Annotated in this window: 24 protein-coding genes; 19 read left to right on the top strand and 5 right to left on the bottom strand. The window is 66.8% G+C overall.

The window, feature by feature from the left end; all coding sequences use genetic code 11:
- The first annotated feature begins 670 nt into the window (after positions 1 to 670).
- Positions 671 to 1297, top strand: a complete 627-nt coding sequence (locus tag D6858_RS15390) for a DNA alkylation repair protein (RefSeq protein WP_120112651.1) — start codon at positions 671 to 673, stop codon at positions 1295 to 1297.
- Positions 1298 to 1491: 194 nt separating this feature from the next.
- Here the strand turns inward: D6858_RS15390 and D6858_RS15385 are convergent, their stop codons facing one another.
- From D6858_RS15385 to D6858_RS15370, 5 genes are all read right to left on the bottom strand, one after another.
- The gene (locus tag D6858_RS15385) at positions 1492 to 1758 is read right to left on the bottom strand and encodes a hypothetical protein (protein ID WP_120112650.1); all 267 of its coding nucleotides are present in this window, start codon (positions 1756 to 1758) and stop codon (positions 1492 to 1494) included.
- Between the two features lie 22 nt (positions 1759 to 1780).
- The gene (locus D6858_RS16240) at positions 1781 to 1912 is read right to left on the bottom strand and encodes a hypothetical protein (protein ID WP_276308694.1); all 132 of its coding nucleotides are present in this window, start codon (positions 1910 to 1912) and stop codon (positions 1781 to 1783) included.
- A gap of 57 nt (positions 1913 to 1969) precedes the next feature.
- Positions 1970 to 2464, bottom strand: a complete 495-nt coding sequence (locus D6858_RS15380; protein WP_120112648.1) for a hypothetical protein — start codon at positions 2462 to 2464, stop codon at positions 1970 to 1972.
- Between the two features lie 94 nt (positions 2465 to 2558).
- The gene (locus tag D6858_RS15375; RefSeq protein ID WP_120112778.1) at positions 2559 to 2801 is read right to left on the bottom strand and encodes a cold-shock protein; all 243 of its coding nucleotides are present in this window, start codon (positions 2799 to 2801) and stop codon (positions 2559 to 2561) included.
- Positions 2802 to 3097: 296 nt separating this feature from the next.
- Positions 3098 to 3739: a YqaA family protein gene (locus D6858_RS15370; RefSeq protein WP_120112776.1), complete on the bottom strand. Its 642-nt coding sequence runs from the start codon at positions 3737 to 3739 to the stop codon at positions 3098 to 3100.
- Positions 3740 to 3990: 251 nt separating this feature from the next.
- Between D6858_RS15370 and D6858_RS15365 the strand changes: the two genes are divergently transcribed.
- The 18 genes from D6858_RS15365 (at position 3991) to D6858_RS15280 (ending at position 18962) form a co-directional block, all read left to right on the top strand.
- A complete protein-coding gene (locus tag D6858_RS15365; RefSeq protein ID WP_120112646.1) occupies positions 3991 to 4725 on the top strand; it encodes a hypothetical protein in 735 nt (244 codons plus the stop codon).
- Positions 4718 to 6106 (top strand): DNA-packaging protein, encoded by a 1389-nt coding sequence (locus tag D6858_RS15360; RefSeq protein WP_120112644.1) that lies wholly within the window; start codon positions 4718 to 4720, stop codon positions 6104 to 6106. Before D6858_RS15365 ends, D6858_RS15360 begins: the two co-directional genes overlap by 8 nt.
- 51 nt (positions 6107 to 6157) lie before the next feature.
- On the top strand, positions 6158 to 7093 hold the full coding sequence (locus D6858_RS15355) for an SDH family Clp fold serine proteinase (RefSeq protein WP_120112642.1): 936 nt from the start codon (positions 6158 to 6160) through the stop codon (positions 7091 to 7093).
- A gap of 155 nt (positions 7094 to 7248) precedes the next feature.
- Entirely contained in the window at positions 7249 to 8400 is a 1152-nt protein-coding gene (locus D6858_RS15350) for a phage portal protein (RefSeq protein ID WP_120112640.1), read from the top strand.
- Positions 8397 to 8705: a DUF6127 family protein gene (locus tag D6858_RS15345; RefSeq protein ID WP_120112638.1), complete on the top strand. Its 309-nt coding sequence runs from the start codon at positions 8397 to 8399 to the stop codon at positions 8703 to 8705. The genes D6858_RS15350 and D6858_RS15345 overlap by 4 nt, the downstream gene beginning before the upstream one ends.
- Complete coding sequence (locus D6858_RS15340) at positions 8702 to 9103, top strand: HK97 family phage prohead protease (protein ID WP_120112636.1); 402 nt, start codon at positions 8702 to 8704, stop codon at positions 9101 to 9103. The genes D6858_RS15345 and D6858_RS15340 overlap by 4 nt, the downstream gene beginning before the upstream one ends.
- Positions 9104 to 9182: 79 nt before the next feature.
- Positions 9183 to 10364, top strand: coding sequence for a phage major capsid protein (locus D6858_RS15335; protein ID WP_120112634.1), 1182 nt, complete (start codon positions 9183 to 9185; stop codon positions 10362 to 10364).
- Positions 10365 to 10470: 106 nt separating this feature from the next.
- Entirely contained in the window at positions 10471 to 11019 is a 549-nt protein-coding gene (locus tag D6858_RS15330) for a head-tail connector protein (protein WP_120112632.1), read from the top strand.
- Positions 11016 to 11228, top strand: coding sequence for a hypothetical protein (locus D6858_RS15925; protein WP_165859720.1), 213 nt, complete (start codon positions 11016 to 11018; stop codon positions 11226 to 11228). The genes D6858_RS15330 and D6858_RS15925 overlap by 4 nt, the downstream gene beginning before the upstream one ends.
- A gap of 3 nt (positions 11229 to 11231) precedes the next feature.
- Positions 11232 to 11621, top strand: coding sequence for a tail completion protein gp17 (gp17, locus tag D6858_RS15320; RefSeq protein WP_120112629.1), 390 nt, complete (start codon positions 11232 to 11234; stop codon positions 11619 to 11621).
- Between the two features lie 48 nt (positions 11622 to 11669).
- On the top strand, positions 11670 to 12077 hold the full coding sequence (locus D6858_RS15315; protein ID WP_120112626.1) for a phage major tail protein, TP901-1 family: 408 nt from the start codon (positions 11670 to 11672) through the stop codon (positions 12075 to 12077).
- Entirely contained in the window at positions 12074 to 12385 is a 312-nt protein-coding gene (locus D6858_RS15310; protein WP_120112623.1) for a gene transfer agent family protein, read from the top strand. Before D6858_RS15315 ends, D6858_RS15310 begins: the two co-directional genes overlap by 4 nt.
- On the top strand, positions 12382 to 12600 hold the full coding sequence (locus D6858_RS15305; RefSeq protein ID WP_120112620.1) for a phage tail assembly chaperone: 219 nt from the start codon (positions 12382 to 12384) through the stop codon (positions 12598 to 12600). Before D6858_RS15310 ends, D6858_RS15305 begins: the two co-directional genes overlap by 4 nt.
- Positions 12587 to 13189 carry a tail tape measure protein gene (locus D6858_RS15300; protein ID WP_120112617.1) on the top strand — a complete coding sequence of 201 codons (603 nt, stop codon included), beginning with the start codon at positions 12587 to 12589 and terminating at the stop codon, positions 13187 to 13189. Before D6858_RS15305 ends, D6858_RS15300 begins: the two co-directional genes overlap by 14 nt.
- A 3-nt stretch (positions 13190 to 13192) precedes the next feature.
- On the top strand, positions 13193 to 15520 hold the full coding sequence (locus D6858_RS15295) for a DUF2460 domain-containing protein (protein ID WP_120112615.1): 2328 nt from the start codon (positions 13193 to 13195) through the stop codon (positions 15518 to 15520).
- Positions 15517 to 16338, top strand: coding sequence for a DUF2163 domain-containing protein (locus D6858_RS15290; protein ID WP_120112612.1), 822 nt, complete (start codon positions 15517 to 15519; stop codon positions 16336 to 16338). Before D6858_RS15295 ends, D6858_RS15290 begins: the two co-directional genes overlap by 4 nt.
- Positions 16335 to 16781 (top strand): C40 family peptidase, encoded by a 447-nt coding sequence (locus D6858_RS15285; protein WP_120112610.1) that lies wholly within the window; start codon positions 16335 to 16337, stop codon positions 16779 to 16781. Before D6858_RS15290 ends, D6858_RS15285 begins: the two co-directional genes overlap by 4 nt.
- Complete coding sequence (locus tag D6858_RS15280; protein ID WP_120112608.1) at positions 16782 to 18962, top strand: phage tail protein; 2181 nt, start codon at positions 16782 to 16784, stop codon at positions 18960 to 18962. It begins immediately after the preceding gene.
- The last annotated feature ends 27 nt before the right edge of the window (positions 18963 to 18989 follow it).

The raw sequence follows: 18989 nt of genomic DNA, 5'->3' as shown, positions 1-18989 counted from the left end.
TTGCGAGGAGCCACAGGCGACGTGGCAATCCATGGACCGCCGCCTGCGCCCATCGCAACCGCCGCGATGGAGGGGCGTCGGATGAAAGCTTGGTTCACACGAAGGCACGAAGGCACGGAGTGGGGTTTGGTTCGCGGATAAGGGCCGCGCTGCCGATGATTGGCCAATACTATCGCGTGCATCCCCTCTCCTCGTCATTGCGAGGAGCCACAGGCGGCGTGGCAATCCATGGACCGCCGCCTGCGCCCATCGCAACCGCCGCGATGGAGGGGCGTCGGATGAAAGCTTGGTTCACACGAAGGCACGAAGGCACGGAGTGGGGTTTGGTTCGCGGATAAGGGCCGCGCTGCCGATGATTGGCCAATACTATCGCGTGCATCCCCTCTCCTCGTCATTGCGAGGAGCCACAGGCGACGTGGCAATCCATGGACCGCCGCCTGCGCCCATCATAACCGCCGCGATGAAGGGGCACCCTCACGCCTTGGATTGCTTCACTGCGTTCGCAATGACGAAGGAGGGGGGCCAGTTGTGAAGACGAAAGTGCTGGTCGCATGGCTGGCGTCGTGGAAGCGGGGGAGTGATCCCCTCATCCCTTGCGAAGAGCGTCGCCGCGCGCGCTGTACAGTCGCGGGGATCGCCTTATACGCATGATCCGAAGGGGGATTGCGGTATGGGTATCGTAGCCGACATCGTTACCAGATCGCAGAAAACCGAGCACGGTTTCAACGACTTGCAGCTTGCCGCCGATGAGGTGGTGTCAGCGAATGATCGCGCGGCGGCCAGCGAAATCGCGCTGGCCCTGCTCGATTCGCAAGTCCATCAGGCGCGGTGTGTCGGCACTTTCATCCTGGGGCACTTCGCCGCATCGGACCCCGACGCGCTGCATATCCTGAAAGACCGGGTCAGCCGGGATGACGACTGGCGGGTGCAGGAGATACTGGCCAAGGCGTTCGACCGGTTCTGCCACGATACCGGATACGAGGCGGCGCTGCCGGTCATCCGCGAATGGCTTTCCGCCAGTGTGCCCAACACCCGGCGCGCGGTGACAGAGGGGCTGCGGATATGGACCGGTCGCCCGTATTTCAGCGACCATCCGGGCGATGCGGTCGCCCTGCTCGCCCCGCTGCGCCGCGACGACAGCGACTATGTCCGCAAGTCGGTGGGCAACGCCCTGCGCGATATCAGCAAGAAACACCCGGAGCTGATCCGCCGGGAGGTGGCTGGCTGGGATCGCGACGAACGCGGGGTGCAACAGGTGTATAAACTGGCGACCCGCTTCATCGGTGACGGGCCGTAGCCAGAGCGAGGGGCTTAACCGCGCCTGTCGGTGCGCGGGCGGGCGCTATCCCCGGTCTGAGTAGGCTCAGGACCCACTACTGGCACCGTTGAGGTTTGAAGCAAAATGGCTCAGCGCAAGGAGAAAGGGCGCAGGAATATGGCAATATTTCAATACCTTTCGACGCCGCGATGGGCCATTTTGGTCAAATCCCCTTAGGAGTTCTCAATGGTGCCAGTAGTGGGTCCTGAGCCTAACGCCGCGTCGAGGCCGAGCGGGTCGATCGTCACCATTCGTGAGCCGTACGGCCCGCGCACATGAATGACGGTCGCCACGCGCACATATACGGTGCGTTCGTTGCCTTCGTGCGCCTCTTCATCTGTATCGATATCGTACGTGCCGGGCGGAAGCTGTTCCGCGATTTCCTTCAGCCGGAATGGTGCGGCAAAGGTCACCTGCGTTCGGGTGGTTCGGATAGCCATCGACTTTGCTCCCCCCTTGGCCTCAGGTGTTGCGAATGGTTTCCAGCCCTTTGATCGCACCCGGTTTGACGCTTGGCTGGGAGGCGTTGGTCTTGGGCTTTTCCGCTTTCGGCTTGCGGATTTCGCGGCTCGATCGTCTTTGTTTCTTCGACATCGTGTTTCTCCCTTGCGCCGACACCGCGAACATCGCGGTGGGGCCGTGGCTCTCTGGTTAATCCGGGCGGGTGCCGCGCGGCGTGGTCGCCACACTGTCGGCCTGCGTGTGCGATTGCTGTCGATGATGTTCGGCAAGGGCGAGGGCCAGGTCGGTATAGACATATGGCCCGACGTAGAACTGACGGATTATGTCGGTGGTAACGCCATTGGGCAACGGCACCTGGGGCGGATCGAGCGACCCGCCTTCGCTTTCCCACGAATCGAGCGGAACCGATGCGGGTTGCGGCGCCGGATTGCCGAGATAGGTTCCGTAGATGACTGCATCGGTCGACACGGTCGCCATGACCGATGGGCGCGATCCGGCCGGCGCTGTACGTTCCTGCTCGCCCAGCCGCAATTGCCGCAGCTCGCGAATACGCTTGGCATAAAGCGCGACCTGTTCGAAATGGCTGTCAGTCACCCCGCCATTCACCCCGCCGTTGCCCGAATTTCGGGCCTTCAACACTTCTGCCTGATGTGCCTGTAGCAATTCGTCGAGGTCCATAGTCATGCTCCTCTCGTGCGCCGTGGGGTTGTGGTGGGCGAAGCCGGTAAGGGCGAAATGCCGGGGGCACCGGTTTGAAGTGCCCCCGGTTTCGCTGGGTTTAGCCCTGCTGGTTTTCGGCCTGCGCCTGCTTGGCGTTTTCAGGCTGAAGGTTGGTTGCGCGGGCCTTGCCGCCGGCAACCTGGCTGGTGGCATAACCGTAACGCTGGCCAGACTTCGGGTCGGCAGCTTCCTGCTGCAGATCGGCCTTCGCAAAGGCGAGCGGTTCGCCGCCCTTTTCGGGGGAGATCATTCCCGAACCCTTGCTGGTGTCATAGCTCTTGATGGTGCCAAAGTGAGTCATATCGATGTCCTTCAGTCTCGCGCAGACGATCATCAGCGACCGCTTGTGCGCGCTGGCTAAGAGGCGAAAAGGAAAGAAGGGAGGGTGACTTGGCCCTCTGAACCGTCGATCGCGACTGGTAGCTGATCCTAATGTGGTGTGCGGGGGGCGATTAAACAAGGCGACCGGCCGTTATCGGCAGAATAAGCATCGGCAATCGCCGGAGCGGGCGGTGGTGCCGATCGTGGCGCATGGCCCGTGGCGGAGGCCGCTGACGGATGGCCGGTGGGGCCGGTGGCGGGGATTGGCGGCCAGCCTCAGGCGGCGGCGGTCACCGCCGGTGCCGCGGCGCACGGATCGGCCTTCCCCGAACTGCCGCCCGAAATCGTCGTCAGCACCAGCACTCCGCCCACCAGCAGCACCACGAACGCGGTCGTCACCAGCCCGAGATACTTGTCGATCACCCGCTTGATTGGGGCGCCGAACACGCGGAACAGCACGCCCACCGTCACGAAGATCAGCGCGCGGGCGAACAGGCTCGACAGCACGAAACTGACCAGGTTCATGCCCACGAAACCGGCGGTGATCGTCAGCAGTTTGAACGGCACCGGGGTAGCGCCCGCGATCAGGATCGCTTCGAAATCGTATTTGCGCAAATGGCAGGCGGCGACCGGGAAACTGTCGGTCAGGCCGAGCGCGCCGATCAGGCGGACGCCCACGGTATCGTACAGCCCCCAGCCGATGGCATAGCCGAGCAGCGCCCCGGCGACCGAGGCCAGCGTCGCCACCAGCGCGAAACGGATCGCCTTTTTCGGTTCGGCCAGACACATCAGGCCCAGCAGGGGGTGTGGCGGGATCGGGAAGAAGCTCGCTTCGACGAAACAGAAGAACGCCAGCCACCATTCGGCATGGCGATGCGCCGCCTTGTCCATCGTCCAGTTGTAAAGCTTGCGCAGCATCGCCGTTCCACCCTGCATCCCAAATGCGTCGCAGGCGTTTAGGCGAGCGGGGCGGGTGGCACAATCGCCGCGCAAAACTAACCTATTTGGTTTTTTATGTTGACATCGTCACGCTGTTTCGGTACATAAAGCGAACATCGCGATATTCCGATTCGAACGGGCGGCCCTGCACATGCAGCGGCCGCCCGTTTGCGTTGGCCCCACCAGATCACGCCCTGCCAGCGGGGCCGCACCACACGGGAGCATGTCCAATGACCGCCAGCCAGATCGATCCGTCAACCTGTCACCGCCGGACCCGGCAACAGTGGGAACAACCGTTCCTGCAATCGCTCGCCCGGCTGAAGTTCATCACTCGCGCGGCGGAGGAAGCGGGGATTGCCGCCGCCACGGTCCATGCCCGCAAGCGGCGCGATCCCGATTTCGCGCGGGCGATAAAGCGCGCGGTGGCACAGGCCGCGCCGCCCATTCCCGGCGTATGCGAAGTGGCCAGCCGCCAGCGGCCCCGCCACACCCCCGCCCGCCGGGTAGCGCACCGCCCCGCACAGCCGGGCCGCAAGTGGCGCGAACAGTTTATCCAGCGGCTGGGCGAAACATCCAACGTCGCCGCCAGCGCGGCGCACGCGCATATCTCCACCCGCGAGGTCTATGCCCTGCGGCGCAGCGACCCGACCTTCGCCGCCGCGTGGCAGAGCGCGTTGTACGAAGGGTATCTCAATCTGGAGATGGAGGTGCTCGGCCACCTGCGCGACCCCGCGCCGGATCGGAAGCTCGACGTGGCCAACGCCCTCCGTCTGCTGTCGGCGCACAAGGACACCGTGAGCAAGGAACGCGCCGTCCGCACGCATATCAGCAAGGCCGAACTGCGCGAATCGCTCGCCCGCAAGGTCGAGGCGATGCGCCGCAAGGTGGAGGCCGAACGCGCCACCGATGCAGAGCTGGATCAGGCGGCCGAAAACACTTCAGAAAAGGAACCCCGCGATGACTGAGACGGCGCTGGGATTTCTCTACGATGCCGACCCAAGCAAGACCGAACAATGGATCGGCGCGCTGGCGGACAGGATCACCCGCGAAGAACGCGACGAGATGGCGCACGATTTCCGCTATTCCGCCCATGCCGGGCAAATCGCTCCGCCGGGGGACTGGCGGGTGTGGCTGGTGATGGGCGGGCGCGGGTTCGGCAAGACGCGGGCGGGCGCCGAATGGGTCCGCTCGATTGCCGAAAGCGACGGCACGGTGCGGATCGCGCTGGTCGGCGCATCGCTGGGCGAAGCGCGCAGCGTGATGGTGGAAGGGGAAAGCGGGCTGGTCGCCTGCTCCCCCCCGCATTGCCGCCCGCTGTTCGAACCCTCGCTCCACCGCCTGCGCTGGCCCAACGGGGCGCAGGCGTTCCTCTATTCCGCCGCCGAGCCGGAAAGCCTGCGCGGCCCGCAGCACAGCCATGCCTGGTGCGACGAAATCGCCAAGTGGCCCGCCGCGCACGAGCGGGCGATGCGTTGCTGGGACAACCTCTCGCTCGGCCTGCGGCTGGGGGGCGATCAGCGGATCGTCGCCACCACCACTCCGCGCAGCACCGCGCTGGTGCGGCGGCTGGTCGATGGGGCGGAGAGCGGCGACACCGCGATCACCGGCGGTGCGACACAGGATAACGCCGCGCACCTGCCCGCGCGCTTCATCGCTGCGATGGAGCGCGATTTCGGCGGCACCACTTTGGGGCGGCAGGAACTGGGCGGCGAATTGCTGACCGAAACCGAAGGCGCGCTGTGGAGCCGCACTCTGATCGAAAGCTGCCGGATCGAGCTGACGGGCGATTTGGCGGGTGATCTGGCTGGCGATCTGGCCGGCGGTCTGGCGGGTATGGCAACGCGGATCGTGATCGGGGTCGATCCCCCGGCCAGCGCGCATGGCGATGCCTGCGGGATCGTGGTGGCGATGCTGGGCAGCGACGGGTGCGCCACGGTGCTGGCCGATGCCAGTATCGAACGCGCCAGTCCCGAACGCTGGGCCCGCGCCGTCGCCACCACCGCGCGAGTATGGCAGGCCGACCGCGTGGTGGTGGAGGCCAATCAGGGTGGCGAGATGGTCGAAACGGTGCTGCGCGCCGCCGACCTCGCCCTGCCCGTCCGCCGGGTCCACGCCCGGCAAGGCAAGTCGGCCCGCGCCGAACCCGTCGCCGCGCTGTACGAAGCGGGCCGGGTGCGCCACGCCGGGGTGTTCGCGCTGCTGGAAGACCAGCTCTGCGGCCTGATGACCGGCGGCACCTACGAAGGCCCCGGCCGCTCCCCCGACCGCGCCGACGCACTGGTATGGGCGCTGACCGAACTGATGTTGAGGAAGCATACCTCGCCGCGAATTCATCTGCTGACTTGATTCCTCAACAATGACATTTAAGTCTATTCTTTTTTCTTAGGGGGACAGAATTTGGGATCGAATCAAATACTAGAGGCAATCGAGGATTGCCGCGCAGAGTACTCTGCTGACATCGTAGTTATTAACTCCCCAATGGAACCTGGCGTAGATGTAGAGTTACGCAATCAAATTCAACACCGCCCTAGAAAAGCGGACAATGTCATCGCAATCCTAACGACCGAAGGAGGCGTAGCCGATGTTGCTTATCGCTCTGCGCGCATTCTCCAAGCAAATTATGACCAAGTGTCAATTTGCATTCCTGGATGGTGCAAAAGCGCTGGCACGCTCTTCGCGATTGGCGGGCATGAACTCCTAATTGGCGACCGTGGGGAGATGGGGCCGCTCGACGTGCAAATCGCAGTCAGGGACGAAATTGGAGATCGAAATTCGGGCCTCATTCTTCAATCCGCCTTAGAAACGATGCGCGAAGAAGCCTTTAGCCTGTTCGAAAATCATATGATGAGTATCAAGGCCAAGTCAGGGAACCTCGTCACATTCCGAACAGCCGCTGATCTCGCCGCGCAAGTCACGATCGGACTTATGAAGCCAATCTTTGAACAAATTGATCCCATTCGTCTCGGAGACGATGCCCGATCTCAGAAGATTGGTTATCACTATGGCCTGAGGCTAAACGTCCATTCCAAGAACCTCAAGGGAGAGGAAGCGCTGCAACAGCTTTTGTACGGATATCCATCACATTCCTTTGTCGTCGATCGTACCGAGGCATCTCACTTGTTTAGGAATGTGAAACCAATCGAAGGTACTCTGCATTCCCTTATTGAATGCTTAGGTGACTTAGCCCATACGCCACAGGCAAATTCGGCAGTGGTATTCTTGGATGGAGACGAAAGTGACGAAGAGACTGCAGACGAAGGTGAAGACTTGTCAGAGGTCGACGACCCGGCAGAAGGAAACAGTCTTCCGCCTGACACGGCAGTCAATGACTGACTTGCCCGCAAGCTACACTGACATTTTTAGAATCTCTCTGGCTGAACGAGTAGTGGCCGAACGTGATAGGCGTGAAGGCGCTATCGCATAACACTATCTTGTTTCAGGTGAATTGAGGCCGCCCATTGGGCGGCCTTTTTTTTGGAGTACTCCCCATGTCCTTCCTCAACACTATCGCTTCCGCCTTCAAGGGCGGGGGCGGGGTTCGTGTGCCTGTGGCGCGCGGGTTTGTTTCGCCGTGGGCGCAGGGCTCCGGTGGCAACGGGGCGGCGCCCTATGAATATGATCGCAGTGTGCGCCGCGCCTATCTGGAAAATCCGGTGGCGCAGCGCAGTGTACGGCTGGTGGCCGAAGGGGTCGGCGGGGCGCCGCTGGCGGAGACCGATCCGGCGCTGGCGGCGCTGATCGGGGCGACATCCGCCGGGCAATCGCTGATCGAAACGCTGGCGGCGCATCTGCTGTTGCACGGCAATGCCTGCGTCCAGATACTGAAAGATGCCAGTGGCCACCCGGTCGAGCTGTTCGCGCTGCGGCCCGAACGGGTCGCGGTGGTCGCCGGGGCCGATGGCTGGCCCGCCGCCTATGCCTATCGGCTGAGCGGGCAGACCATCGACATTCCGCTGGAAGACGATGCGGGCTGGCCCAACCTGATCCATCTCAAGGCGTTTCATCCGGCAGACGATCATTATGGCGCAGGCTGTCTGGCCACTGCCGAACAGGCGGTGGCGATCCACAATGCCGCCAGCCAATGGAACCGCACCCTGCTGGAAAACGCCGCCCGCCCATCGGGCGCGCTGACGCTGGACACCGGCGACGGTGCGGGGCTGACCCGCGATCAGTTCGAACGGCTGAAAGAAGAACTGGCGCTGGCCTTTTCCGGCAGCGGCAATGCCGGGCGGCCAATGGTGCTGGAAGGCGGGCTGAAATGGCAATCGCTCGCGCTCAGCCCGGCGGATATGGATTTCGCCACGCTGAAAGCGGCGGCGGCGCGCGATATCGCGCTGGCATTCGGAGTGCCGCCGATGCTGCTGGGCCTGCCGGGCGACAATACATATGCCAATTACCGCGAAGCCAACCGCGCGCTGTGGCGGCTGACCCTGCTGCCGCTGGCGGGCAAGATACTGGGCGGGTTGCAGGAAGCGCTGGCCCCGTGGTTCCCCGATGCCGTGCTGGCGGTCGATCAGGATAAAGTGCCCGCGCTGGCGGAAGACCGGGAGAAACTGTGGGCGCGGGTATCGGCGGCCGATTTCCTGAGCGACAGCGAAAAACGCGCGCTGCTGAGTATCGATCGGGGAGAGGCGGCATGATCGGGCGCGAAATGCTCGCCCGCCTGATCGCGCAGGCCGCTGGCGAAGGGGCCGATCTGGTCACTTTGCGGGCGATGGTCGAAGAAGCGAGCGAAGCCGGGGCCGCCCGCGCGCTCGAACGGCTGGGCCTGTCGGACACCGGGGCGCAGGACGATATCGACGAGCTGCGCGAATTGCTGGGCGCATGGCGCGCGGCCAAGCAAAGCGCGTGGAAGGCAGCGGTCCAGTGGCTGGTACGCGCGGTGCTGGCACTGTTGCTGCTGGGCATTGCCGTGCGGCTGGGCGCGATGGAGTTGCTGCGATGAGCCTGCGCTTCGCTGGCTATGCCGCTCTGTTCGACCGCGCCGATGCCGCCCGCGACACGATCCGCGCCGGGGCCTTCGCCCGCTCTCTGCGCCAGAGAAGCGGGCCTCTGCCGCTGTACTGGCAGCACCGCCCCGCGCAACGGATCGGCTGGATCGACCATGCGGCGGAGGATCGGCACGGCCTGCGCGTGATCGCCACGCTGGACGACAGCGCCAGCCGGGGGGCCGCATTGCTGGCCCGGCGGGCGGTGTCGGGCCTCAGCTTCGGATACCGCGCGCGACGCTATCGACTCGGCCCCGCTGGCCGCGAACTGGACGAGATCGACATTTTCGAAGTCAGCCTGGTCACGCACCCGCTGCAACATGCGGCGCGGGTGCATTTTGTCACGCGGGCCTGAGCTGGCCCCTCGCTTTTAACCGACCCCCCACCGCCGCCTCCGGGCGGTTTTTTTATGCCCACATGAAAGGCACATACCTATGACGACCCCAATCATCGCCCCCTCCACCGCGACTTCCGCTCCCGCCCCGACAGAGGCCGACAGTTCGCTCGACGCCAGCTTCGATATCGTCGCGCGGCAGGATCGCGCCGAAGCCGATATCGCCACGCTGCGCGGCGATGTCGACGAAGTGAAAGCCCGGCTGGACAAAGTCGCCCGCGCCGCCACCCGCCCGGCCATCAGCGGCGCGGCCACTGGCGTCAGCGCCGAAGTCAAAGGGTTCGTCGATGGCTATCTGCGCCGGGGATCGACCGCGGAAATCAAATCGCTGACGGCGGCGGTGCCGGGCGATGGCGGCTATGCCGTGCCGCAGGAAATCGACGCGGTTATCTCCCGCGCGCTGACCGCGATCAGCCCGATCCGCCGCATCGCGCAAGTGGTGCAGACCGGCACCGCAGGCTATCGCAAGCTGATCGCCAGCGGCGGCACCGCCTCGGGCTGGGTCAGCGAGACCGCGGGCCGCCCCGAAACCGCCACCCCCGGTTTCCACGAAATCGCCCCGCCTGCGGGGGAGCTGTATGCCAACCCCGCCGCCAGCCAGACGATGATCGACGATGCCGCCTTCGATATCGAAGGCTGGCTGGCCGATGAAATCGCCCGCGAATTCGCCCGCGCCGAAGGGGCCGCATTCGTCGGCGGATCGGGCGATAACCAGCCGCGCGGGTTCCTGAACGGGCCGATCACCCCGGAAAAGGACAGCGCGCGCGCGTTCGGCACGCTGCAATATATCGCCACCGGCGACGGGCTGGGGCTGGGCACCGAGCTGGAGCTGCGGCTGATCGATATCGTGCAATCGCTGAAGGCGGGATACCGGCAGGGGGCGAGCTGGGTGATGAATTCCACCACGCTCAGCACGATCCGCAAGCTGCGCACGGCGGACGGGGCATTCCTGTGGCAACCCGCGATGGCCGAAGGGCAGCCCGACCGCCTGCTCGGCTATCCGGTGGTGGAGGCAGAGGACATGCCCGATATCGATATCGAATCGACGCCGGTCGCGTTCGGCAATTTCCGCGCCGGCTATCTGATCGCCGAACGCAGCGCGACGCAGATCCTGCGCGATCCGTTCACCAACAAGCCGTTCGTGCATTTCTACGCCACCAAGCGGGTGGGCGGGCAATTGCTCGACAGCAATGCGATCAAGCTGCTGCGGATCGCGGAATAACTGGCGGAGCGGGTGTTCGGGCGGGTGGGGGCCATGCGCCGCTGCCCGCCCGAACTGCTCCAGCCCCCCCTCTCCCACCTTCCCCCTTTGCTGACCGGAGACCGCCATGAAGCGGACCATTATCGTGCCCGCCACGCTGCCCGATGCAGCGATTGGCGAACTGAAGGAATGGCTGGCGATTGCCACGCCCGCCACCGATGCCACGCTGGCCGCGCTGCTGCGCGCGGCGCTCGACATGGCGGAGGCGTTTACCGGGCAAATGCCGCTGGCCGCCACGTGTGAGGAGATCGTTTCCGCCGCCCGTCAGTGGCACACTCTCACGACCGGCCCGGTACAGGCGATCGTCTCGGTCGAACGGGTGGCGGGCGATGGCACGCGCACCGCCCTGCCCGCCAGTGACTATAGCATCGATATCGACCCCGGCGGTGACGGACGGGTGCGGATCGGGCAGGTGGTGGCAGGGCGCGGGCCAGTCGCGGTGCGTTTCGTCGCCGGGATAGCGCGCGACTGGGCCGCGCTGCCCGATCCGATCCGGCAGGGCGCGATCCGGCTGGCGGCGCATTACTGGCACGAACGCGAAAGCGGCAGCGACGGCCCGCCGCCCGCCGCCGTGGCCGCGCTGTGGCGCCCCTGGCGCGCGATGCGGCTGGCATGAGCGCGCGCCCGCCGCTTTCCGCATCGGTGGAGCCTGCCGCCGCCGATTTCACCACCCGGCTGGCACAGCGCGCCGCTCGCCTCGCCCTCGCCCGCGCCCGCGCCCGCACCCGCGCTCAAGCCCATGCCCACACCCGCAACGACGCTGCCAGTCGCGCCGCCCGCTGGCGCGATGCGACGCTGCTGTGGCCGTTGTTTACGGAGGACTGACCGATGGAAATCGCCTTGCGCGCGGCCTTGCTGCGCTGGCTTCGCAACGGGCCTGCCCCTCTCGATCAACTGACCGCGGTGGAGGAAGAGGCCCCCGCCCGCGCCACCGCGCCCTGGCTGGCGATAGCCGCCAGCGCCAGCACCGACTGGAGCACCAAAGACCGCGCGGGCCGCGAAATCCGGCTGGCGGTGGAACTGCACCTGCGCGGCAGCGAGCCGGAGAGCGACGCCGCACTGGTGCGCGCGGTCGCGGCCCGGATCGAAGACCTGCCGCGCCAGCACAGCGGGTTTCACCTCACCACTGTCCGCTTCCTGCGCGCGCGCAGCGAACGGCGCAGCCACAACCAGCGGGCGACCCTGATCGAATACCGCATCCGCTGCCTTCAACAGTGAAGGGGCCAGCGATCCCCCAACAGATCCCATCACCAAGGAGATATACCGATGACTGCCCAGACAGGCGCTGCCTTCCTGCTCAAACTGGCCGACGGCGCGCAGCCGCCCGCCTATGCCGTGGTCGCCGGATTGCGGACCACGCAGATGTCGATCAACGGCGACAGCGTCGTCGTCACGCACAAACAATCGGGCGGCTGGCGCGAATTGCTGTCGGGCGCGGGGGTGCGTTCGGTCTCGGTCTCGGCCAGCGGCATATTCCTCGGCAGCGATGCCGAGGCACAAGTGCGTGCCCACGCGCTGAGCGGGACACTGGGGGATTACGAACTCAGTTTCGAAGATGGCGAACGCCTGCGCGGGCGGTTTCTGGTCCAGCGGCTCGACTATGCGGGGGATTTCAATGGCGAGCGGACCTATACGCTCCAGCTTGAAAGCTCGGGCGCGGTGGTGTCGGCATGAGCGGGGCCAATCCCTGCCGCGGGGAAGCCGCGCTGACGATCGGCGGATCGCCGCGCCTGTTGCGCCCCAGTTTTGCCGCGCTGGTCGCTGCCGAGGAAGAGCTCGGCCCGTTGTTCGCGCTGGTCGAACGGGCCAGCGCGGGGAAACTGGCGCTGGCGGAGATGGCCGCGCTGTTCTGGCATTGTCTGGCAGAGCGCGAAGGGCTGACCCGCGACGATGTCGGCACCGCTATCGCCACACAGGGGCTGGCCGCCAGTGCCGCGCCGCTGCGCGCGCTGCTGGCGGCGATCCTGCAAGGGCAGCCATGAGCGCCAGCAGCGCCCATTTCGCCGCCAGCGCCGCGATGTTGAGCGGCATCGCCGCCCGCACGCTGGGCTGGCCGCCGGACCTGTTCTGGAATGCCACCCCGGCGGAACTGGCGATGTCGCTCGCCCCACCTGCCGCGCACCCTTCCACGCCCGCACCACTGGGGCGGGCCGATTTCCTGCGACTGATCGAAAGCGAATCCGATGGACGAAATTGAAACCCTGCTGGTCGACGTGCGCGCCAGCACCCAAGGCTTTGCCAGCGACATCGCGCAAATGCGATCCGCGTTCGACAGCACGCTGACCGACGGCTTCGCCAAGGCGGGCAGCGTGCTTGAAAGCGGGCTGTTAAGCGCTGTGCGTAAGGGCAGTCTGGGGTTCGAAGACCTCGAACGCGTGGCGCTGAAAACCATCGACCGGATCGCGGCGCAGGCACTGCAAATGCGCCTCGATACGCTGCTCGGCGGCGGCGGATCGGGCAGCGGGGGGGGCAGCAGCGGCGGCATTGGCGGCATCCTCGGCAGCGTTGTCGGCGGCCTGCTCGGCCTGCCGGGGCGAGCGACCGGCGGGCCGGTTTCGCCCGGTCGCGGCTATCTGGTGGGGGAGCGCGGGCCGGAACTGTTCGTGCCGACCAGCGCGGGGCGGGTCGAAACCGGCCTTCCCGGCGGCGGCACTGGCAGCGGTGGGCGCGATGTGAAAGTTTCCATCGCGCTGGCCGCCCCGCGCGGCACCGCGGCGCCGGTCGCGCTTCAGCGGTCGGGGCGGCAAGTCGCCAGCGCGATCAGCCGCGCCTTGCGGGAGGGGTAAGCGATGGCTTTCTGGATCGCGCAGCAGCGCAAGGGACAGGACACAAGCTGGATTCAGCGGTTCGATCCGCGGTTCTGGACCGTCGATTTCCCCCGCCCGATGATGGCATCGGTCGTCACCACCGCGCCCGACGCCTTGCGCGTCGATTGCGAATTTCACCACGCGGGCGAAATGGCCGGGCTGATCTGGGCCAGCGAAGACACGCTCGATCACCCGCTGGCCGCCTATGCCACCGACCGCGATTATCGCCGTACCACGCTGCGCTTTCGCTGGCAGAGCGGTGGGCTGATCGCGCTCGACGCCACCAATGGCCCGACGCTGACGATCGAAGGGCGCGATGCCAGTGGCACAGCGCGGACATGGTTCGTGCGGCTGTGGAACTATGCCAGCGGATCGGGCGAAGACGCGCGGATCGAACTGCCGCTGGGCGAACTGGCCAGCGGGTGGGACTTGCCCGGCGATCCGGTCCACGCGGCGGATATCGACCGGATGTTCATCTCGCTGGTCCCGCCCGGTTACAGCGAAGGCAGCACCGCCCCGCTGCCTGCCCGCGCCGATGGCTGGGCACAGCTAAGCGAAATCGCCTGCGACGGAGAGCGCGCCATGCTCGAAACCGGCGACGTGCTGCTGCCCCCGCACGGGATCGGCATCGCCACCGCGTATGACGATGCCTGCAACCAGACCCCGGCGCGGCTGATCCGCAATGCCCGTGCGCTCGGCTATCGCGGGGAACTGATCCACTATGTCGGGATGAGCCATTTTTTCCGGCTCGGCAGCGACGGGCTGGCGACGCCCGATGGCGCGCTGTGCACCCCGGCGCGGGCATGGCACGGCAATTTCTTCACCCTCTGCGCGGCGAGCGGGTTCGTGCCGATTGTCTCGCTCAGTTTCGAACTGCTGGCGCAGCATTGCCCCGATAGCTGGCAGCAACGCACCGCCACCGGCGCACCGGCGCGCACGGGATGGGAACCGCCCTCCGCGCTGCTGTCCCCTGCCAGCGCACCGGCGATGCACTGGCTGCAAGCGGTCGCGCGCCGGTTCGTGGCGCTGGCGGCGGAAGCAGGCCTGCCGGTCCGGTTTCAGATTGGCGAGCCGTGGTGGTGGATCATGCCCGATGGCGCGCCGTGCATCTATGATGATGCCGCTGTGCAGGCATGGGGCGGCGATCCGGTGCCCATCGCATCGCTGCGCCAGCCGCTCGACCCGGCGCAGTGCGACTTGCTCGACCGGGCAGGCGCGCTGCTGGCGGCGGCGACCGATGGCATCGCGCAGGCGGTGCGCGATGCGGCATCCCCGGCGCAATGCACCGTCATGCTGCTGGTGTTCGCGCCCACCGTGCTCGACCCCGCCACGCCAGAGGCGCACCGCGCCAATCTGCCGATCGGCTGGGCATGGCCCGCTTACGACCGGCTGCAAGTGGAAGATTACGACTGGCTGACCGCCGGGGCGGACGCCTTGCGGCGCGATGCCTGGGCCACGATCGACCGGCGGCTGGCGTACCCGACAGAGCGGCAGGATTACCTCGCCGGGTTCGTGCTCGACTCGGACGATGCCGCGGCGCTGTGGCCCGCAATCGACCGCGGGCTGGATCAGGCGGCAGAGCGCGGGATCGCCCGCCGCTTCGTCTGGGCGCTGCCGCAGGTCGCGCGCGACGGATACGTCCGGCTCCATCAACCGCAGGAGGAACAGGTGCAACCATTCGACGATGTGCTCTACCCGCTGGCACCGGGTCGCGATGCCGGGGCCAGTCCGGAATTTTCCACTTCGGTCGCTGTGATGGCCTCGGGCCACGAACGGCGCAATGCGCTGTGGTCCGATGCGCGGCTGCATTTCGATGTCGGCCCCGGCATCCGCTCCGAAGCCGAACTGGGCGTGCTGCTGGCGTTCTTCCGCGCGCGGCGCGGGGCGGCGCGCGGGTTCCGGCTGAGCGATCCGTTCGATCACAGCAGCCACGCGATGACCGGCACGCCCACCCCGCACGATCAGCGGATCGGCACCGGCGACGGGCACACCACCCGCTTCCGCCTCGTCAAACGTTATGGCGATAGCGGCGCGGATGACGATGAGGCGCAGGTGCGCCCGATCACCCGCCCCCGTGCAGGCAGCGTTGCGGTGTCTGTCGATGGCGCAACGGTGGACGGGTGGACGCTGGAGCCGGGCGGCTGGGTGGCGTTCGCCGCGCCACCCGCCACCGGGGCGCGGGTGTGTGCCGGGTTCCTGTTCGACGTCCCGGTCCGCTTCGCGCAGGACCGGCTCGATGTGAACGGCGCTACTTTTGCTGCGGGGGAGGCACCGTCTGTCCCGCTGATCGAATTGCGGGAAGCGTCATGAGCCGCGCGTTCTTCACCCGCGAGCTGGAATGCGTGGCGACATTCTGGCGGATCTATCGCCGCGACGGGGTGGCACTGGGCTTTACCGGGCACGACCGCGACCTGACATTCGACGGTATCCGCCACCGCGCCGCGCCGGGGATGCTGCCCTCCGCTATCCAGCGCACCGCCGCGCTCACCGGCGACAGCGCCGCGATGCAGGGCGCGCTGGCGCACGATGCCATTTCCGCCACCGACCTCGCCGCCGGTCGGTTCGACGGGGCGCGAGTGGAAGCGGGCGCGGTCGACTGGGAAAGCGGGGAGAGCATGGTGCTCTACAGCGGCACCATCGGATCGGTTTCGCAGGATGGCGCGGCGTTTTCCGCCGATCTGCTGTCGGCCAAGGCCGTGCTCGACCGCGATGTCGTGCCGCGCACCAGCCCGACCTGCCGCGCAGCGTTCTGCGGGCCGCAATGCGGGCTGTCGGCGGCGCGCTTTACCCATGAAGCGCGGGTGGACCGGGTCGACTTTGCCGCCAACGCAGTCACATTCAGCGGGGCTTTGCCCGCGAGCGATGCGATGCTGTGCGGCACAGTGCGCTGGATCGACGGGCCGCAGGCAGGCCTGGCGATGGAAGTCGTGGCGGCAGGCGAGGCGGGTCTGACTCTCGCCACTCCGCTCGACCTCGCGCTGTCACCGGGCACTGCTGCTGTGCTGATCGAAGGGTGCGACGGGCGGCTTGCCACCTGTCATCAGCGGTTTGCCAATGCGCGCAATTTCCGCGGCGAGCCATTCCTGCCGGGCAACGATCTGCTCACCCGTCATGCGGTGCCGTTATGACCGGGGACAGCGCTGCAAGGATCGCGCAGGCAGCGGAGCGGCTGGTGGGTGTGCCCTTCCGGCTCCACGGGCGCGATCCGGCCAGCGGGCTGGATTGTGTCGGCGTGGTCGGCGCGGCGCTGTCCGCTGCGCGCGGGCCGGTGGAGCTGCCGATTGGGTACGCGCTGCGAAACACCTCCTCCGGCGATTACCGCGCATGGGCCGCCCGTGCCGGACTGATCCCGGCAAGCGGCCCGGTGGAGCCGGGGGATATCCTGCTGGTCCGCCCCGGCCCGGCGCAGCTTCACTTGCTGGTTGCCGTCTGCGGTGATCGCTTCGTCCACGCGCATGTCGGCCTGCGCCGCGTCGTCGCCACCCCCGGCGCGCCGCAGTGGCCGGTGGCTGGCTGCTGGTGCCTGCCCCCTCACCTGCCCCTCTGCCCTGCCGCCAAAGGAGAACGATAGATGGCAACGCTGGTCCTCAACGCAGTCGGTACGATAATCGGCGGGCCGATTGGCGGGGCCATCGGCGCGCTCGCCGGGCGGGCGCTCGATTCTGCCGTAATCGGCAACGGCCACCGCGAAGGAGCACGCCTGACAGAGCTGGCAATCACCACGTCCAGCTATGGCCAGCCGGTGCCGCGCCATTTCGGCACTGTGCGCGCCGGTGGCATTATTATCTGGGCGACCGACTTGCGCGAACACAGCGAGGCCAGCGGCGGCAAAGGGCAACCCTCGGTCACCACCTATTCCTATTCCTGTTCGTTCGCGGTTGCCTTGTCGAGCCGGGCGATAGAGCGGGTGGGCCGCATCTGGGCCGATGGCAACCTGTTGCGCGGGGCGGGCGGTGATCTGAAAGTGCCCGGCGCGCTGCGGATTCATACCGGGCACGGCGATCAGATGCCCGATCCGCTGCTGGCCGGCGCGCTGGGCGAGCAGTGCCCCGCCTGTCGCGGCATGGCCTATGCCGTGTTCGAAGATCTGGCGCTGAGCGATTTCGGCAACCGTATCCCCGCGCTGACGTTCGAGATCGTGGCCGACAGCGGGCCGGTCGCGCTGGCCGATGTGCTGGCGCCGCTGACGGGCGCGGTAGTATGCGACGGACGTGCGCCGATGGCCGGTCTTGCAGGCTTCAGCGACGAAGGCGGGCCGATCCGCAGCGCGCTGGAAACCATCGGCACGCTCTACCCGCTCGCCTGCCACGACGATGGCGGGGCACTGGCGATTGCCCCGCACACACAGTCAAACGTGCGCGCACTGCCGCCAGCCGCCCGCTCCGGCGGGGAGGGCGATTTCGGGGCGGATACCGGTGTCCGCCGCTGCCGCGATGCCGCCCCTGCCGCGCCGATCGACGGTGTGCGGTATTACGATCCCGCGCGCGATTACCTGCCCGGCCTGCAACGCATTGCAGCCAGCAGCACGCACGGGCGCACAATCGAATTCCCCGGTTCCTTGTCCGCCACCGACGCTCGCCTGCTGGCCACCCGCGCGGCACGGCGCAGCGCCGATGGCCGCGAAACGCTCGAATGGCGCATGGCCGACCTCGACCCGGCATTGCTCCCCGGTGCCACAGTCACCGCCCCCGGACAGCAGGGGCTGTGGCGAATTGCGCGATGGGAATGGCGCGAAACCGGGGTGGAGCTGGCGCTGACCCGGCTGCCGGTCGCCACTGGCGACAGTGCGCTGGCCAGCGACTCGGGCGCGGCATTGCTGGCTCCCGATGTGCCGAACGCCCCGACCCTGTTGCAGGCATTCGAACTGCCTGCGGACGGGCTGAGCGATCCCGATACGCCGCACCTGTTCGCAGCGCTCTCCTCCCCCTCCGCAGGCTGGCGCGGGGCTGCGCTCTATCTCGACCGGGGCGGCAGGCTAGCCCCGCTGGGTGGTGCAACAGCAGGGCGGGCCACGGTCGGTACGCTGCAATCCCCGCTGCCACCGTCGTCCGCGCTACTGTTCGAACCTGCTGCTGTGCTGGAGATCGAACTGGCGAACGACAGCGACAGCCTCTCCCCCACCGACATGCGCGGCATCGCCTATGGTGCCAATCGCCTGCTGGTGGGTGAGGAGATCGTGCAGTTTCTCGATGCCCGCATGATCGGCCCGCGCCAGTGGCGAGTGACCGGCCTGCTGCGCGGTCGCGGCGGGACAGAGCCTGCCGCTGCCGCCGGACATCGGGCGGGCACTCCCGCTATTCTGCTCGATGCGAAGCTGACCGCGCTCGACCCGGCAACGGTTCCGGCCAGCAGCGATACAGTGATTGCCGCCATCGGGCGGGGGGATGACGATGCGGTTCTCGCGCCGTTGCAGAACGCCGGGATTGGCCGCCAGCCGCTATCACCGGTGCATCCTCGCTGCATCGGACGCGCCGATGGCGGGGTGGTGCTGTCGTGGACCCGCCGCGCCCGTGGCCAGTGGCAGTGGGCCGATGCAGTCGATGCACCGCTGATCGAACAGGCCGAACGCTATCTGCTGGGGATCGGCCCTGTCGAATCGCCCGCCGCCCAATGGACCGTCGATGCGCCGCACCTCGCGCTCAGCGCGGCAACGATGGCCGATCTGCGGCGCGATTATCCGGGGCAGGCACTGTGGGTCTGCCAGATCGGGACTTTTTCCCGCTCCGCTCCGCTCGTTCTGCTGACGATGTGACTTTTTCTCCAACTTTCCCGACCAGCT

Origin of the sequence: Tsuneonella suprasediminis, assembly GCF_003605755.1 — a bacterium.
GTDB classification, from domain to species: Bacteria; Pseudomonadota; Alphaproteobacteria; order Sphingomonadales; family Sphingomonadaceae; genus Tsuneonella; species Tsuneonella suprasediminis.
This window is presented reverse-complemented; position numbering and strand designations above follow the sequence as displayed.